The sequence below is a fragment of the Streptomyces sp. NPDC001157 genome, assembly GCF_053598255.1.
This window is the reverse complement of record NZ_JBSFJW010000007.1, coordinates 280,744-297,362: the sequence shown is the minus strand read 5'-3', so window position 1 is coordinate 297,362 and position 16,619 is coordinate 280,744. Positions and strand designations below refer to the sequence as shown.

Genomic DNA, 16,619 nt, shown 5'->3' with positions numbered 1-16,619 from the left:
CTCCGGGCCGTTGCCTGGAGAGGTGGCCCCCAAGCGACCCGAGCGCCTGCGGCACGCCCTGTCGGCGGCACTGATCGCCCTCGCGTGTCTGCTGGCGCCGTGCGGCACGCTCGCTGCCTGGGCGGCGTACGACCTGGCCGACACGAGCCGCTATGTCACGGCGATGGCGCCGCTGGCCGGGGACCCCGCCGTGCGGAACGCGGTCGCGGACACCGTCGGCGACGGGATCATGCAGCAGGTCGACGACCGGGGGGACGTACGGCCGCTGCGGGGCACCGTGCGCCCCTTCGTGCACGACGCGGTGCACTCCTTCACCGGTACCGAGGCCTTCCGGCTGGCCTGGGACTCCGGGAACCGGGCGGTCCACGACGCGGTACTGCGCGCCCTGCACGACGAGAGCGAGCGCGACGTCACCGTCGACCTCGCCCCCGTCACCGCCCAGGTCAAGCGTCAACTTGCCGTGGACCACGTCCCGTTCGCGAACCGCATCCCGGTCGAGCACACCGAGGTCTCGGTGCTCCCGGCCCAGGAACTGGACCGCCTCCGGAAGGGATTCCACGTGCTGGAAGTCGCCGGTTTCTGGCTGCCGGTGGCGGCCGTCGTCTTCGCCGTGACCGGGATCGCCGTAGCCGCCTGCCGCCGCCGCGCGGTCACCGCCACCGCCCTCGGCACGGCCCTCGGCGGCGCACTCCTCGCCCTCGCCGTCATGATCGGCCGCCACCTCACCCTCGCCGACCTCCCCGACGAGACCCAGCAACCGGCCGCGGCCGCCGTCTACGACGCCCTGACGGCCACCCTCCGCGAGGCGTGCTGGCTGCTGGTCATCCTGGGCCTGACGGTCGCCCTGGCTGCTTGGCTCATGGGCCGCTTCCGGAGCAGCTCGACCGCGCCCCAAAGGGACGCGCCCCATAGGGGCGCGGGGAACTGCGCGACAAGCCACAACGAACCCGCAGACGACCTACAACGGAGCCCTTAGCGCCACGCCGGCAAGCACCCCCAGAGCCCGCTCCAGATCAGGCAATGCAGCCGAAGCGAGACCAAGCCGGACGGCATCCGGGGTCCGCTTGGGGTCCACCACGAAGGCAGTCCCCGGCGTAACGGCGATCCCGTGCGCCGCCGCGGCGGCCGCAAAGGTATCCGCGCGCCACGGCGCAGCCAACTCCCACCAGGCAAAATAGCCCAGCGGAGCGCCCCGCACCCGAAACCCGCCCAGGTACTCGGCAACCAGCCGCTGCCGCCGCGCCGCATCCTCCCGCTTGGCCGCCACCAGCCGCTCCACCGTCCCGTCCCCGATCCACCGCACCCCCGCCTCCAGCGCGAACCGCCCTGCGCTCCACCCCCCGGACCGCACAGCCGCCGCCACCGCCTCCACACGATGCTCCGGTACGACGAGAAAGCCCGCCGTGAGCCCGGGCGCGACCCGCTTGGAGAGGCCGTCGACGACATGCGTGAGGTGGGGGGCGTGCGCGGCGAGAGGGTCGGCGGCCTCGGCCGGGTCGGCGAGGAAGGACCAGATGCGGTCCTCCACAACGGGGATGTCCAAGTCGGTGACGACTTCGGCGAGTTGGCGCCGTCGCGCCTCACCCGTCGTCACCGATGTGGGGTTGTGCAGGGCCGGCTGGACGTACAGCGCCGACAGGGGAGCGGCCCGGTGGGCGGCCGCGACCGACTCCGGACGCAGCCCGCCCTCGTCGGTGTCCAGCGGGACCAGCCGGACGCCCAGCCTGCCCGCGATCTCCTTGACCAGCGGATACGTCAGCTCCTCGACCCCCACGCGGCCGCCCGGCCGGACGAGGGAGGCGAGGGCCGCGGCGATGGCCTGGCGGGCGTTGCCGGTGAAGAGCAGCCGGTCGGGGGCCGGACGCCAGCCGGGGGTGGCGAGCAGGGCCGCCACCGCCTCGCGGGCCTGCCCGGTCCCGGCGGCGGGAGCAGGGCGCAGTGCCTCGGCGAGGACGTCGGGGCGCAGCATCGGCGCGAGAGCGGGGGCCAGCAGCTCCGACTGGCCGGGCGCGGAGGGGTAGTTGAGCTCCATGTTCACCGGGGCCGCGGTCGCCGGTTCGGTGAGCGCACGCCCGGCAGGTCCGGTCCGGGCGGCCCGTACGAAGGTGCCGCGGCCGACCTCGCCGACGACCAGCCCCCGCCGCACCAGCTCGCCGTACGCCCGCTCCGCCGTCGAGGCCGCGATCCCGTACCGCCTGGCGAACTTCCGCTGCGGAGGCAGCCGTTCGCCCGGCCGGAGCCGTCCGGCGGTGATGTCGTCGGCTATGCGGTCGGCTATCCGCCGGTACGCGTCCACGAGGTCCCCCTGTTTGCTGTCACTGACGGCATTGCACCGAGGGCAAAGATCCTATTGCACCGAGTAGTTGGACCGACCTAGGGTCGAGGTCATGCCGATCCCGCTGGTCCTCGTCCACGGCCACCCCTTCGACCACACCATGTGGAACCCGCAGCTGGAGGCGTTCTCCGACTCCCGCCGGGTGATCGCCCCCGACCTGCGCGGCTACGGCACCTCCCCTTCGGCTCCGGAGGTCACGCGCTTCGAGCAGTTCGCGCAGGACCTCGCCGCACTGCTGGACGGGCTGGGGGTGGAGTCGTGCGTGCTCGCCGGGCTCTCCATGGGCGGCCAGATCGTGATGGACTTCCACCGGCAGTTCCCCGCCCGCGTCCGCGGCCTGGTCCTCGCCGACACCTTCCCGGCCCCGGAGACACCGGAGGGCGTCGAGGTGCGGCACGCCATGGCGGACCGCCTGCTGCGGGAGGGCATGCGCGGGTACGCCGAGGAGGTGCTGGAGAAGATGGTCGCGCCGTACGCCTCCGCCGAGGTCAAGGCGCATGTCCACCGCATGATGACGGCCACCCGTCCCGAGTCCGCCGCGGCGGCCCTGCGCGCCCGCGCCGCCCGCCCCGACTACCGCGAGCTGCTCACCACCGTCACGGTCCCGGCCCTGGTGGTCGTGGGCGCCGACGACACCTACACCCCGGTCGCGGACGCCGAGGCGATGCACGCGGCGCTTCCCGACTCGACCCTCCACGTCATCGAGGGCACGGCCCACATGCCGAACCTGGAGCGGCCGAAGGAGTTCAACGGGGCGCTGGAGAGTTTCCTGGCGCGCATCGACTCCGCCGGGGGATGATTCGGGCATCCCACTCGTGAGCGGAGGGCCCGGACTTGGACACTGCGGCTGCCGAGTGGACCGCTGCCAGCGAGGACGAGCCGGTACGGCGGGGTGGGCGGCGTTTCGCGGCCTGGTGCGCGGGGCTGCTGCTGGCCGCGGTGAGCGTCGTCGTCGGCTGCCGGGCCGCCGACAGCGACGGCTTCACCCCGGTCCCCCAGGTCCTCGCCTTCCTGCCCTGGCTGCTCGCCCCCACCGGACTGGCCCTTCTCCTCGCGCTGCTCGGCCGCTGGCGACTGGGGATGGCGTGGGCGCTCGTCGTACTCGGGCTGCTGGCGTGGTTCATCGAGCCGTACGGGAAGACGGACGAGCCCGGCGGCGCCCCCGTCGCCGAGTTCAAGGTGCTGACCTCGAACGTCGAGTTCGGGCGCGGGACGGGCTCCCTGGTCCCCGAGATCCGGCGCCACAGGCCGGACATCGTGTTCGTGGAGGAGTGCGAGTACACCTGCCAGGCCCGGCTGAAGCGGGACTTCGGCGCCGACTACCCGTACCGGCAGGCTGTGCCGGCCGGGGGCTCCGAGGGCTCGATCATCCTCAGCCGCTTCCCGCTCAAGGGCACGGAGGGCGTGACCGGCACCATGGGCATGCCCGGTGCCGTCGCCGAGGTGCGCGGGCATCCCGTACGGCTTCAGCTGGCGCACCCCATGCCGCCGCTGCCCGGACAGCTCGGCCTCTGGCGCCGGGAGCTCGGGCGGCTGCGGGACGCTGCCGCCGCCGCGCGTACACCCATGATCCTGGCCGGTGACTTCAACGCCTCCCAGGACCACGCCGCCTTCCGCCGCATCCTGGACACCGGTATGCAGGACGCCGCCCGCCTCGCGGGCCACGCCCGCACCCCCAGCTGGCCCGCCCGCACGGCCCCGACCATCGGCGCCCAGATCGACCACATCCTCCTCTCCCCGGACCTCTCCGCGACCAGCGCCCACTTCCTCGACCTGACCGACACCGACCACCGCGCCCTGCTCGCGGATCTCACGCTTCACCAGCACGGATAAGGCCGGAGCGGGTGCTCATAATGGGCCCATGTCCCGAGAGTTCCGCGCCGGCCTCACCCCTCCCGACTGGCTGGTAAGGAACCTCCGGCCCCAGCAGGCCCCGGTGAACTGGGCGGCCGTGGCCCGCGCGGCGGTCGCGATGGCGCTCCCGCTGGCGGTCGGTCTCGCGGCCGGCCGGCCCGCCTACGGTGCGCTGGCCTCCATGGGCGCCCTCTCCGGTGTCATCGGCGACACCGCGGACGCGTACCGCATGCGGATCCTCAACATCGCGATCCCCCAGCTCTTCGGTGCGATCGGGGTGACCCTGGGCTCGCTGGTGTTCGGACACGGCTGGGTCGCGGTCGCCGCGGTCACCGGCATCGCGCTGGTCTCCGGGATGATCTCGACGATCGGGGCGGTCGCCTCCGTCTCGGGGCTGCTGCTGCTCCTCAACTCCGTGGTGGGCGCGGGGCTGCCCATGCCGGGCGACTGGTGGCTGGCGCCGGCCCTGATGTCCGGCGGCGGCCTCCTCGTCCTCCTCCTCGCACTGCTCGCCTGGCCACTGCGGTCCGGGGTGCCGGAGCGGGCGGCGGTCGCGGACACGTACCGGACGGTGGCCGCGCTGATGGCGGCCTGCGGCACTCACGAGTACGACGCCGCACGCCACACCGTCACCCAGTCCCTGAACCAGTCCTACGACCTGGTCCTCGCCCGCCGCACCCGCCACCACGGCCGCAGCCCCGAACTCACCCGCCTGCTGGCCCAGTTGAACGCCATCACCCCGGTCGTGGAGGCCGCCCCCGCCGTCCGGCAGAGCGGTACGCCCCTGCCGCCCGAGGTCCCCGAGGCCGTACGCCATCTCGCGCAGGCCGTGGAGACCGGCTACACGGGACCGATAGGGCTGAAGCTCCCCGCGCCGACGTCGGAGACCGCCCGCGCCGTCGACCACGCCCTGCGGCACGCCGCCGAGGTCGTCACCGCGCCGGACATCGACCCCCGGGGCATCGACGACCGCCTCGGCCGCCCGGCGACCCTGTCGATCCGCGCGGCCCGCGCCGCCCGCAACGTCACCCTCTCCGCCAACTCCTGGCGCTACGGACTGCGCCTCGCACTCTGCATCGGCATCGCGCAGGCCCTGGTGTCGATCGTCCCGGTGCCCCGCTCGTACTGGGTCGCCCTCACCATCACCTTCGTACTCAAGCCCGACTTCGGCTCGGTGTTCTCACGGGCGCTGCTGCGGGCCCTGGGCACGGTCGCGGGACTGGTGATCGCGGCGGCGGTGCTGGCGGCGGTACCGCGCGGATGGTGGGACGTGGTGGCGATGCTGGTACTCGCCCCGCTGATCCCGGCGCTGACGCCCCGCGGCTACGGCTACCAGACGGCAGCGATCACGCCCGTGATCCTGCTCCTCTCCGACATCCTGAACCATCAGGGCACGGCCCTGCTCCTGCCCCGCCTGGTCGACTCCCTCATCGGCTGCGGCATCGCGCTCGTCGCCGGCTATCTGCTGTGGCCGGAGAGCTGGCACACCCGCGTCGGCGACCGGCTCGCGGACGCGGTCGCGAACACCGCGCAGTACGTCGAGTCGGCCTTCGGCGACGGCACCGAACCGGCCGCCCGCGCCCGTATGCGACGCCGCCTCTACCGCGATCTGTCCGTCATCCGTACGGAGTTCCAGCGCGCCCTGACCGAACCGCCGCCGACCGGCCGCCGGGCCGCAGCCTGGTGGCCGCTGGTCGTCGCGGTGGAGCGCATCGTGGACGCCACCACGGCCGCGGCCGTGCGGGTGCGGCACGGGGCGGCCACGCCGGCCGCCGCCGAGGTCCGTCAAGTCGCCATGCAATTGGGGGAGTTGGCGGAGGGTCTGCGGGACACCGAGGTCCTGTACCCGGTCCGTACGGATCTCACCGGGCCGGCGGACAGTGTCCTGGAGCCGCTGCGGCAGGAGGTGGCGGCGGCGCGGGCGATCGCGTCACCGCACTGAGCCCACCCGGAACACAGGTGGGTGCGGCCGCCCTGTGCAGGAGGGCGGCCGCACCGTGTGGGGAGTGGCGACTAACGCGTGCTCTTGTGCAGGGACTTGCCGCTCAGGGACTTGTCGCTGAGGGTTTTGTCGCTGAGGGCCTTGTCCAGCGCGGCCCGGAACCCGTTGGCCCACAGCTGGTCGACCTTGGCGCGCTCATTGGCGTCCGGATCGGAGTTCGTGCAGGACGGACCGGGGCCGCCGCCCGACATCAGCTCACTGCACGGACCCTCGTAGTGGTCGGGCAGCCCGAGGACGTGCCCGGTCTCATGGGCGGTCACGCGCGTCGAGTCGTACTCCTTGTTCTGCGCGTAGTCGAGGAAGACATAGCCGCCTCCGTGACCGTCGGTCGAGGCGTACGAGCCGCGGGAGTCGTTGCCCTCGCGGTAGCTGAAGTCGGCGCCCGAGGACCCCGCCTGGAGCTTCACGTTCGACACCGCACCGTTCCAGATCTGGGCGCTGCGGGCTATCTCGGCACTGAACGTGGGCGCCGCGGAGGCGTCGTAGGTGACCGTGACGGCAGCCGCGCTGTTCGGGTGGGCGGCCCGCTTCTCGGCGACGGACTTGAGGACGGCCTGGAAGAACGCCTTGTCGGCCTTGGCCTCGGCGGACGAGCCGGTGTAGCCGGAGTAGCCCGTGTACGGGGCGGAAGCCGGGGCCGCGGCGGCCGGAACCGTCGTACCCAGGCCGAAGACCGCGAGGCTGAGGCCGACGGCGGCCACCGCCCGGGTGGATATGGGCATGACAGACGCAGAGGTGCGCTTGCGCATCGATGACTCCTAGGTGGGGGGTGAGTCGTCGAAGCTGAGTTTCGGCCCCTGTGGAACGGCTGTGATGATGGCAACCGGCGATAGCGCGCCGCTATCACCACGCACCAAGTCCCCCAATTCATCAATATCGGGAGTGATTTGTGAGGCTGGTGAAACCTTGGGTTCCGCTTTACGCTCCGAGGGCATGGAGCTAGAGGTGAGACACCTCCGCGCGCTGTGCGCGATAGCCGACACCGGCAGTCTGCACCGCGCCGCCCGCCAACTGGGCGTCGCCCAGCCGTCGTTGAGCACCCAACTGCGCCGTATCGAGCAGGAGCTCGGCGGCACGCTGTTCGTCCGCGCCCGCACCGGCTGCCGGCCCACCCCACTGGGCAGCCTGGTGCTCAGCCGCGCCCGTCCCCTGGTGGCCGAAATGCGCTCCTTGGTCAGCGAGGCAAGAGCGGCAGCCACCGGCGGCACCGAACTCCGCGTCGGCTCCACCGCCAGCAAGGCCCTGGCAGGCTGGCTCCGCCGCCTGCGCGCCCACGGCCAGGAACCGACCCTGCACATGAACGTCTCCCCCAACGCCCTTCTCCGCATGGTCGCCGACGGCCAACTGGACGTCGCCTTCGTGCACGAGGTCGAGGGCAGCCCGCTGCGCATCCCCGAGGGCCTGCGCCTGCGCACCCTGGTCGAACGCGAACCCCAGTTCGTGTACGTGTCGGCCGACCACCCGGCAACCGCGCACCCCGTGGTCGACGTCCGCGAACTGGCCGCCGACCGCTGGATGATCGACCCCACGGTGGACGGCGAATGGGACGCGGTCCAGCGCATGTTCCGCACGGCGGGCATCAACCCGCACGTCCTGCACGGCGACTACCACACGGCCGCCGCCCTGGTCGCAACCGGCGAGGTCGTCACCGTCTGCCAGCCGACCGCCCTCTCCCGCCCCGACATGGCGGTACGCCGCCTCCACGGCGACCCCCTGGGCGTACGCCTCCTGCTGGCGGCCCGCACGGAAACCGACCTGGACGGCGCCCTGCCCACACTGGAGGAGGCGTACTGGGAGTCGGCTCGGCAGGCGCCTGCTTATCGGGAGTGGCTGGAACACGAGGCGTCCCCGTTGACGCGTGGTTGACACGAGTGGCCGTACTGTCCCTTGCCCCTGCCCAAGATCGCTATCTGGGGCCGCTAACCTTACGTGTCCGTCCTGGCCAGGGATTGACGGGATCAACTCACGCGAAGGGTTGCGCACATGGGCATTCTCACTCTCCTGCGGAACGCGTTCGGCAGGTCACGCAAGGGGCGTGACGCCGAAGCAGAGGGTGCGGACCTCACCCCTTCGCACACTGCGGAACCAACGGTCCCGGCACCGTCCCCGGAGCCCCAGCCGACGGCATCTGCGCAGGTCCCGGAACCGCGCTCGTCGTCCACGGAGGACCAGGACGAGCACGAACTGGTCTCGGCGGCCTTCGACAACGTCACGGTTCCGAGGCCTTCGGAGCCACTGGACCAGGTGACCGCGGAGCCGACGGTCGACGAGCCCTCCGAGCCGACGGCCCAGACGCAGCCCGAGCCCGACCCCGAGGAGCAGCCGGAACCGGCCACCGAGGCCGCCCCGGAGCCGGCCCTGGCCGCCGAGGTCGAGGCTGAGGAGCCGGAGCAGACCGCTGAGCCGCTGGCGGAGCCCGAGCCGGGGGCGGAGGTCGTTCCCGAGCCGGTCGCAGAGCCCGAGCCGGAGGCGGAGGTGGTTCCCGAGCCGGTCGCGGAGCCCGAGCCGGAGGCGGAGGTCGTTCCCGAGCCGGTCGCAGAGCCGGAGCTGGAGCAGACCCCTGAGCCGGTGGCCGCCGAGGAGCCGGAGCCCACCGCGGCACCGGAGGAGACCGCGGCGCCGGTGGCGGAGGCCGAGCCCGAGCCGGAGCCGGAGCCGGAGACCGAACCCGTGGCGGAGATCGCCCCCGAGCCGGAGCCCGAGCCGGTCGCCGCAGCTGAGGAGCCCGTGGCGGAGGCCGAGGCCGACGAGCCGGAGCAGGCCCCCGTGGCCGAAGGCGAAGCCGAGGCCGAGCCGGAGCAGGCCCCCGAGCCTGTGGCCCCCGCGGCTCAGGCGGACGAGCCCGCGGCCGCCGACGGCGAGGAAGCCCCACAGGGGCCACCCGCAGCCGACGACGAAAGCAGCACGGGCGGTGCGGGTGGGAACACCGAGGCCGAAGGCGAAGCCGAGGCCGAGCCGGAGCAGACCCCCGTGGCCGAGGCGGAGCCCGTGGCCGAGCCCGTGGCCGAGGCCGAGCCCGTCGCCGCCGTGCCGGAGGCCGACGCCCCCGCCGCCGCCCTGGCGAAGGCCGGCCTGACAACCGCCCGCGCCAAGGTCTACCTGGTCCTCGACCGCTCCGCGAGCATGCGCCCGTACTACAAGGACGGCTCCGCCCAGGCCCTGGCCGACCAGACCCTCGCCCTCGCCGAGCACCTGGACCCCGCCGGCAGCGAGAAGACCTCCGTCCACGTCGTCTTCTTCTCCACGGAGGTCGACGGCACCACCGACCTCACCCCGGCCTCCCCCGAGACCGCCATCGACGACGCACACGCCGGCCTCGGCCGCATGGGCCGTACCAGCTACCACGCCGCCGTGGAAGCGGTCCTCGCCCACTACGACGCCAACAACCCCGACGCGAAGACCCCCGCCCTGGTGATCTTCCAGACGGACGGCGCCCCGGATGCGAAGACCCCCGCCACCCAGGCCCTCACCGAGGCCGCGAAGACCCACCCCTCGGTGTTCTTCTCCTTCGTCGCGTTCGGCGACCACGACAACAAGGCCTTCGACTACCTCCGCAAACTGAAGACCGGCAACACGGCCTTCTTCCACGCGGGCCCCACCCCCCTGGAGCTCACGGACGCGGAGCTCTACGACGGCGTACTGATCGACTGGCGCCCGTAGCCCGTAGACCCCGCCGAAAGAACGAAAGATCACCCGGGCCGCCCCTTCCCACCCCATAAAACGGGAAGCGGGCGGCCCACCCATGTCGGCTACGATTTCAAGGTTCGCAAAGAACCAAGAACCCCGAATTCCGACCTGGGAGCAGCCCCCGATGGCTCGACACCTCATCACCAGCGCCCTTCCGTACATCAACGGAATCAAGCACCTGGGCAACATGGTGGGGTCCATGCTCCCGGCGGACGTGTACTCCCGGTACCTCCGCCAGCGCGGCCACGACGTCCTCTACATCTGCGCCACCGACGAGCACGGCACCCCCGCCGAGCTCGCCGCCAAGGAGCAGGGCATCCCGGTCGCGGACTTCTGCGCGCAGGCGCACGACGCCCAGAAAGCGGTCTACGACGGCTTCGCGCTGGCCTTCGACTACTTCGGCCGCAGCTCCTCCCCGCAGAACGTCGAGATCACCCAGCACTTCGCCCGCCGCCTCAACGAGAACGGCTTCATCGAGGAGCGGGCGATCCGCCAGGTCTACAGCCCCGCCGACGGCCGCTTCCTCCCGGACCGCTATGTCGAGGGCACCTGCCCCCACTGCGGCTACGACAAGGCCCGCGGCGACCAGTGCGAGAACTGCACCCGCGTCCTCGACCCGACCGACCTGATCAACCCGCGCTCGGCGATCTCCGGCTCCACGGACCTGGAGGTCCGCGAGACCAAGCACCTCTTCCTCCTCCAGTCCAAGCTGGAGAACGAGGTGCGCGAGTGGGTGGCCCGCCACGACAAGGACTGGCCGCAGCTGGCCTCCTCCATCGCCCACAAGTGGCTGACCGAGGGCCTGCACGACCGCGCGATCACCCGCGACCTGGACTGGGGCGTCCCGGTCCCGGCCGACACCTGGCCGGAGCTGGCGGCCGAGGGCAAGGTCTTCTACGTCTGGTTCGACGCCCCGATCGAGTACATCGGCGCGACGAAGGAGTGGTCGGACCTCGACCCGGAGAACCGCGACTGGAAGTCGTGGTGGTACGACGTCGACAACGACGTCCGCTACACGGAGTTCATGGCCAAGGACAACGTCCCCTTCCACACCGTCATGTTCCCGGCCACCGAACTCGGCGTCCGCGAGCCCTGGAAGAAGGTCGACTACGTCAAGGCCTTCAACTGGCTGACGTACTACGGCGGGAAGTTCTCCACGTCCCAGAAGCGGGGCGTCTTCACCGACCAGGCCCTGGACATCCTGCCGGCGGACTACTGGCGCTACTTCCTGATCGCCAACGCCCCCGAGTCGGACGACTCGTCCTTCACCTGGGAGCACTTCACTGCGACGGTCAACAAGGACCTGGCCGACACCCTCGGCAACTTCGTCAACCGGGTGCTGTCGTTCTCCAAGAAGCGCTTCGGCGAGGACGTCCCCGCGGGCGGCGTGCCGGGTGAGGCGGAGACCAGGCTGGGCGAGCAGATCGCCGAGCTCCTCGCCGAGTACGAGGGTCACCTGGAGACCCTCCAGTTCCGCAAGGCCGCGGCAGCACTCCGCGCCCTGTGGTCCGCGGGCAACTCCTACCTGGAGGAGAAGGCCCCCTGGCTGGAGATCAAGACGGACAAGGACGGCGCGGCCCTCACCCTGCGCACGGCGATGAACCTGATCCACCTCTACGCGGTGGTCTCGGAGCCCTTCATCCCGACGACGTCGGCCGCCATGCGCCAGGCCTTCGACCTCCCCGCCGACACCGCAACCTGGGTCTCCCCGGCCGAGGCGAAGTCCCTCACCGCGGTCCCCGCCGGCACCCCCTTCACCGTCCCGCCGGTCCTGTTCGCCAAGCTGACGGACGAGGACCTGGAGACGTACAAGGAGCGCTTCGGCGGCGAGCCCGCGTAACAACAGAAGACCAGAAGGGCCCGGGACCGAACGGTTCCGGGCCCTTTTCGTCGCGCGACCGAGCAGCCCCGAGGTAAGGTAGAACAGATCTACATAGAAGGAAACTACATAAACTCGGAGACCCGGCGATGCCCTCTAGCTTCGTAGGCCGCGAGACCGAGCTGGCCCTCCTCCGTAAGCGCCTCGATCGCGTCACTGCCGACGGCACCGGTGCCTCGGTCGCCATGAGAGGACGGCGACAGGTGGGGAAGTCGCGGCTCGTGCAGGAGTTCTGCGACCGCTCGGGCCGGCCATACGTCTTCTACACAGCGATCAAAGGGGCATCGCCCTTGGAAGGCATCGCGGACTTCATGGTGGAGCTGCGTGAGTCCTCGCTCCCCGCCGACCCGGAACTCGTGCCCGGGACGGCACCCACCACCTGGCCCGACGCCTTCCGTACCCTCGCCGCACTGCTACCCGACACTCCCAGCATCGTCGTACTCGACGAACTCCCCTGGCTCGCCGAACAGGACCCCGTGTTCGACGGCGCGCTGCAGACCGCCTGGGACCGGTTGCTGTCCAGCCGTCCGGTACTGCTGCTCCTGCTCGGCAGCGACCTGCACATGATGGAACGGTTCACGGCGTACGACCGCCCCTTCTACGGACGTGCCGACAACTTCGTCCTGGAGCCGCTGAATCCGGCGGAGACAGGCAACGCTCTGGGGCTGCACGCGGCCGACGCCATCGACGCACACCTCGTCTCCGGTGGCCTGCCGGGGATTCTGCGTACCTGGCCGCGCGGCACCCCTGCGCTGGACTTCATCAGATCCGAGTGCGCCGACCCGGCCTCGCCTCTGTTCGGCGTGCCGGAGGCGACCCTGCTGGCCGAGTTCCCGGCACCGGACCAGGCTCGCCGAGTCCTGGAGGCGGTCGGCAGCGGCGATCGTACGCACGCCAACATCGCGGCGACAGCCGGGAGCCAGAGCGGGGCGCTGCCCTCCGGGATACTCTCCCCCCTGCTGCGCCGCCTCACCGACGAGAAGCGCGTCCTCGCCTCGGAGCCCCCCCTCTCGACCAAGCCCGGCAAACCCGCCCTCTACCGCGTCGCCGACAGCAACCTGCGCCTCTACCTCGCCGCCCTGCGCTCCGCACACGAGTTGTCCCGACGTGGCCGCCCCGAGGCCGCGTACCGGGTTGTCGAGCGTCGCTGGGCCGCCTGGCGTGGCCGGGCGGTCGAACCCCTGATCCGCCAAGCCCTGGAACTGGCCGCCGCCTCAGGCGACTTCCCCTGGCTCGACACGGACGTCGTCGGCGGCTGGTGGAACCGCCGGTTCGCACCCGAGATCGACCTCGTCGGTGCCGACCGCGCCCCGGTGGCCGGAACCGTCTTCTTCGCGGGCTCCGTGAAGTGGCTCGCCTCCCCCTTCGACCAGCGCGACCTGGCCGCCCTGGTAGAGGGCGCCGCCGAGATCCCCGGCTTCTCCTCGAACGTGGCAAACCTGGCCGTCGTATCCCTGTCCGGTACGACGGCCGCGGTGGTGTCCGAAGGAGTCGGACTGGTGTGGGGGCCACAGGATGTGGTCTCCGCATGGCAGCCGTGACACCTGCCGGCCCGCCAGGGTTGGTGAAACCGCAGCGGGGCAAAGGTGAGTTACCTATGCTGCTGAGTCGGACGGGTGGGGGGCGATGTCGGCACCGGGAGAGGCCAGGCAGGAAACGGCCGCGGTTCGCAATGAGTTCGCGCTGGAGCGGTACCGGTACATCCTGCAGCAGATCAATGCGGTGAACGAGAACGCGCACCGCTTCCTCACCCTTTACCAGACCCTCGCCACGGCACTGGTCAGCGCGGCCCTGCTCCTCTTCGTCGGCTACAAGAAGTGGGACCTTGCACCGGCACACCGCGCGCGGCGGAGTGATCGGGCTACTCGTCCTCGACCACACCACGTTGACTTGGCAGAAGATGTGGTGGCGTATGTCGGGAAGCATTCCCGGATACTTCATGCGCGCGTTGTGCCAGGCCTGGGAGTGCAGCATCCAGTCCCTGCTGGAACCGGTCGCACAACGCAAGTGGTCGGACTCGCTCCACCTGGACGACGAGCGCGTCGGTCCCGTCTCCGGCTACCTGCTGAACCGCCCCTGAACGACCGCAGGATCGTCCGCACCAAGGGTGCAGGAAAGCGGATAGCCGAAGGAGGGCACCGTAGATCACCGGTCCGTTCCGTTCTATGGAGATCGGTCGCCATCTCGTGAATCTTCGGCGAGGCCAATGGTGTTCTCATCGGCGACTGGGGGATATTGCCGCGCCGCATACGTAGGGTGTGCGCCATGGCAGTCCCCGAGGTCATACCGATCTCCTACGAACCGCACGGCCGGGCCGAGGCCATCGGCCGCTACGCGGACGGCCAGTTCCTGGGAACGGTCACGTACGCCTTTCCGCGCGGGTACCGTCCCGACGACGGCTGGGAAAACGAAAAACGCCTCTTCGCAGTGCTCCACACCTTCGACGCCGAGGGCGAGTACCGCGACTCGGAGATCTGGTGTGCCGGCACCTGGGCCGAGCAGCAGCGCAATCCGCACGGCGACGACTCGGTCCTGACCCGCGCCCGTGTCCACCTGGCAAAACTGCTGCGCAGTCTGCCCCGGCGCTCCTACACGGACATCGCGATACGTCCCTTCCAACTCACAGCGGACGGCGTGCTGTTCGGCCTGGTGACCGGCCAGGACGAGGAGGGCGGCTGGGCCGAGCTCTACCCGGACCGCCTGTTCTTCGCCTCGCCCTGGGACGGCTCGTACGACACCTAGGCATCAGGAGAGCGTTCCGGCGCCCGTCGTCGCCAGCCCCGTCAGCAGGTTCCTCGCCTCATACTCGAGGCCCGCGGTCAGCGTCGGCTTCCAGTTTCACCGTCGTCTTCATCTTCTTCTACGAGGCGGCGTTGTACGCGGCGACGGGGTCGGTGGTCACGGCCATACCACCGGCCGCGAGGACCGTACGGCGGGCCGACTCCCGTATTTCTTACCTGCCTTGGGGTTCCTGAGTGCCTGTGCTCAAGCGAAAGGGCTCGAAACCGACGCCGGTTTCGAGCCCTTCGCATCCGCCTGTGGCTTACTACTTCGGCTGCGGCTTGCGCACCGACAGGTGCAGCTCCTTCAGCCGCGCCTCCTCCAGCTCCGTCGGCGCGCCCATCATCAGGTCCTGGGCGTTGCCGTTGAGCGGGAAGGCGATGGTCTCGCGGATGTTCGGCTCGTCGGCCAGCAGCATGACGATGCGGTCGACGCCGGGGGCGATGCCGCCGTGCGGCGGGGCGCCGAAGCGGAAGGCGCGCAGCATGCCCGCGAACTTCTCCTCGACGGTCTCGCGGTCGTAGCCCGCGATCTCGAAGGCCTTGAGCATGATCTCCGGCTCGTGGTTCCGGATCGCGCCGGAGGACAGCTCGACGCCGTTGCAGACGATGTCGTACTGCCAGCCGAGGATGTCCAGCGGGTCCTGGGTCTGAAGGGCCTCCAGGCCGCCCTGCGGCATGGAGAACGGGTTGTGCGAGAAGTCGATCGCGCCGGTGTCCTCGTCCTTCTCGTACATCGGGAAGTCGACGATCCAGCAGAACCGGAAGACGCCCTCCTCGAAGTGCCCGGCGCGCTTGGCGGCCTCGACCCGCACCGCGCCCATGATCTTCGAGACCTCGTCGAACTCGCCCGCGCCGAAGAACACCGCGTGCCCGGCGGCCAGCGACAGACGCTTGGTCAGCTCGGCGACGTTCTCCTCGGTGAGGAACTTCGCGATCGGGCCGGACAGCGAACCGTCCTCGGCCACACGGACCCAGGCCAGGCCCTTCGCGCCCTGCGAGACCGCGAAGTCACCGAGCTGGTCGAAGAACTTCCGCGGCTGCGCGGAGACGTCCGGCACCGGCAGCGCACGCACGTGCTTGCCGGCGAAGGCCTTGAACTCGGAGCCCTCGAAGATGTCGGTGATGTCGACGAGCTCCAGCTGGGCCCGCAGGTCCGGCTTGTCGGAGCCGTACTTCAGCATCGCCTCGCGGAACGGGATCCGCGGGAAGGGGGAGGTGACGTGGCGGCCGCCGCCGAACTCCTCGAACAGCTCGGTCATGAGCTGCTCGATGGGGCGGAAGACGTCCTCCTGCTCGACGAAGCTCATCTCGACGTCGAGCTGGTAGAACTCGCCCGGCGAGCGGTCCGCACGCGCGTCCTCGTCACGGAAGCAGGGCGCGATCTGGAAGTAGCGGTCGAAGCCGGAGATCATCAGCAGCTGCTTGAACTGCTGCGGGGCCTGCGGCAGGGCGTAGAACTTGCCCGGGTTGAGGCGCGAGGGGACCACGAAGTCCCGGGCGCCCTCGGGGGAGGTCGCCGACAGGATCGGCGTCGCCATCTCGTTGAAGCCCAGCGCCGTCATCTTGTGGCGGATCGCCGAGATGACCGACGTACGCAGCAGGATGTTGCGGTGCATGCGCTCGCGGCGCAGGTCCAGGAAGCGGTACTCCAGGCGCCGCTCCTCGTTGACCCCGTCCTCGGTGTTGATCGTGAAGGGGAGCGGGGCGGCCGCGCCGAGCAGCTCGACCTCGCCGACCTCGACCTCGATCTCACCGGTCGGCAGGTCCGGGTTGACGTTCTCGGTGCCCCGGGAGACGACCTTGCCGTCGACGCGGACCGTCGACTCCTTGGTCAGCTTGTCGAGGGCCTCGTAGGCCGGGGTGCCGGGACGGGCGACGAGCTGCGTGATGCCGTAGTGATCGCGCAGATCGATGAAGAGGATGCCGCCCAGGTCGCGCCGATTGTGCAGCCAGCCACTCAGCCGGACGTCGGTGCCGACGTCAGAGGAGCGGAGCTCGCCGCAGGTGTGGGACCTGTACCGATGCATCGTCGTTCATCCAGTCTTCGCGGATCGGGGTCTGTGTCACTCAGGGTGTTTC

The 16,619-nt window shown here is 70.8% G+C and carries 13 protein-coding genes; 10 read left to right on the top strand and 3 right to left on the bottom strand.

Going from position 1 to position 16,619, the window contains the following annotated elements; genetic code table 11:
- The first annotated feature begins 22 nt into the window (after window positions 1-22).
- Entirely contained in the window at window positions 23-976 is a 954-nt protein-coding gene (locus ACWDAG_RS16170) for a hypothetical protein (protein WP_450696213.1), read from the top strand.
- Here the strand turns inward: ACWDAG_RS16170 and ACWDAG_RS16165 are convergent.
- Window positions 959-2,296, bottom strand: a complete 1,338-nt coding sequence (locus ACWDAG_RS16165; RefSeq protein WP_450696212.1) for an aminotransferase-like domain-containing protein — start codon at window positions 2,294-2,296, stop codon at window positions 959-961. The two genes, ACWDAG_RS16170 and ACWDAG_RS16165, sit on opposite strands and share 18 nt — an antisense overlap.
- 91 nt (window positions 2,297-2,387) lie before the next feature.
- On the opposite strand from ACWDAG_RS16165, the gene ACWDAG_RS16160 reads away from it, so the two are divergent.
- The 3 genes from ACWDAG_RS16160 to ACWDAG_RS16150 are packed head-to-tail and all read left to right on the top strand — an operon-like array spanning window position 2,388 to window position 6,131.
- Window positions 2,388-3,134, top strand: coding sequence for an alpha/beta fold hydrolase (locus tag ACWDAG_RS16160; RefSeq protein WP_450696211.1), 747 nt, complete (start codon window positions 2,388-2,390; stop codon window positions 3,132-3,134).
- A gap of 35 nt (window positions 3,135-3,169) precedes the next feature.
- The gene (locus ACWDAG_RS16155; RefSeq protein WP_450696210.1) at window positions 3,170-4,168 is read left to right on the top strand and encodes an endonuclease/exonuclease/phosphatase family protein; all 999 of its coding nucleotides are present in this window, start codon (window positions 3,170-3,172) and stop codon (window positions 4,166-4,168) included.
- Window positions 4,169-4,196: 28 nt separating this feature from the next.
- Window positions 4,197-6,131, top strand: coding sequence for an FUSC family protein (locus tag ACWDAG_RS16150; protein ID WP_450696209.1), 1,935 nt, complete (start codon window positions 4,197-4,199; stop codon window positions 6,129-6,131).
- A 71-nt stretch (window positions 6,132-6,202) separates the two neighbouring features.
- Here ACWDAG_RS16150 and snpA read toward each other — a convergent pair whose 3' ends face one another.
- Window positions 6,203-6,940 (bottom strand): snapalysin, encoded by a 738-nt coding sequence (snpA, locus tag ACWDAG_RS16145; RefSeq protein WP_450696208.1) that lies wholly within the window; start codon window positions 6,938-6,940, stop codon window positions 6,203-6,205.
- A 184-nt stretch (window positions 6,941-7,124) separates the two neighbouring features.
- Between snpA and ACWDAG_RS16140 the strand changes: the two genes are divergently transcribed.
- The 6 genes from ACWDAG_RS16140 to ACWDAG_RS16115 all read left to right on the top strand — a co-directional run bounded on the left by ACWDAG_RS16140 (window position 7,125) and on the right by ACWDAG_RS16115 (window position 14,499).
- Entirely contained in the window at window positions 7,125-8,057 is a 933-nt protein-coding gene (locus ACWDAG_RS16140) for a LysR substrate-binding domain-containing protein (protein ID WP_450696207.1), read from the top strand.
- A gap of 117 nt (window positions 8,058-8,174) precedes the next feature.
- Window positions 8,175-9,851, top strand: a complete 1,677-nt coding sequence (locus ACWDAG_RS16135; protein ID WP_450696206.1) for a VWA domain-containing protein — start codon at window positions 8,175-8,177, stop codon at window positions 9,849-9,851.
- Between the two features lie 151 nt (window positions 9,852-10,002).
- Window positions 10,003-11,718: a methionine--tRNA ligase gene (metG, locus tag ACWDAG_RS16130; protein WP_450696205.1), complete on the top strand. Its 1,716-nt coding sequence runs from the start codon at window positions 10,003-10,005 to the stop codon at window positions 11,716-11,718.
- Window positions 11,719-11,846: 128 nt separating this feature from the next.
- Entirely contained in the window at window positions 11,847-13,298 is a 1,452-nt protein-coding gene (locus tag ACWDAG_RS16125) for an AAA family ATPase (protein WP_450696204.1), read from the top strand.
- A gap of 284 nt (window positions 13,299-13,582) precedes the next feature.
- Window positions 13,583-13,837, top strand: coding sequence for a hypothetical protein (locus ACWDAG_RS16120; protein WP_450696203.1), 255 nt, complete (start codon window positions 13,583-13,585; stop codon window positions 13,835-13,837).
- A 185-nt stretch (window positions 13,838-14,022) separates the two neighbouring features.
- Window positions 14,023-14,499 carry a hypothetical protein gene (locus ACWDAG_RS16115; protein WP_450696202.1) on the top strand — a complete coding sequence of 159 codons (477 nt, stop codon included), beginning with the start codon at window positions 14,023-14,025 and terminating at the stop codon, window positions 14,497-14,499.
- A gap of 304 nt (window positions 14,500-14,803) precedes the next feature.
- On the opposite strand, the gene aspS is transcribed toward ACWDAG_RS16115, so the two are convergent.
- Window positions 14,804-16,567 (bottom strand): aspartate--tRNA ligase, encoded by a 1,764-nt coding sequence (gene aspS, locus ACWDAG_RS16110; protein ID WP_450696201.1) that lies wholly within the window; start codon window positions 16,565-16,567, stop codon window positions 14,804-14,806.
- Window positions 16,568-16,619: the final 52 nt, after the last annotated feature.

Bases quoted from the DNA above. Each gene is read 5' to 3' on its own strand.
- ACWDAG_RS16150 (WP_450696209.1), top strand. From the start codon at position 4,197: ATGTCCCGAGAGTTCCGCGCCGGCCTCACCCCTCCCGACTGGCTGGTA.
- snpA (WP_450696208.1), bottom strand. From the start codon at position 6,940: ATGCGCAAGCGCACCTCTGCGTCTGTCATGCCCATATCCACCCGGGCG.
- aspS (WP_450696201.1), bottom strand. From the start codon at position 16,567: ATGCATCGGTACAGGTCCCACACCTGCGGCGAGCTCCGCTCCTCTGAC.
- ACWDAG_RS16135 (WP_450696206.1), top strand. From the start codon at position 8,175: ATGGGCATTCTCACTCTCCTGCGGAACGCGTTCGGCAGGTCACGCAAG.
- ACWDAG_RS16140 (WP_450696207.1), top strand. From the start codon at position 7,125: ATGGAGCTAGAGGTGAGACACCTCCGCGCGCTGTGCGCGATAGCCGAC.
- metG (WP_450696205.1), top strand. From the start codon at position 10,003: ATGGCTCGACACCTCATCACCAGCGCCCTTCCGTACATCAACGGAATC.
- ACWDAG_RS16160 (WP_450696211.1), top strand. From the start codon at position 2,388: ATGCCGATCCCGCTGGTCCTCGTCCACGGCCACCCCTTCGACCACACC.
- ACWDAG_RS16125 (WP_450696204.1), top strand. From the start codon at position 11,847: ATGCCCTCTAGCTTCGTAGGCCGCGAGACCGAGCTGGCCCTCCTCCGT.
- ACWDAG_RS16115 (WP_450696202.1), top strand. From the start codon at position 14,023: ATGGCAGTCCCCGAGGTCATACCGATCTCCTACGAACCGCACGGCCGG.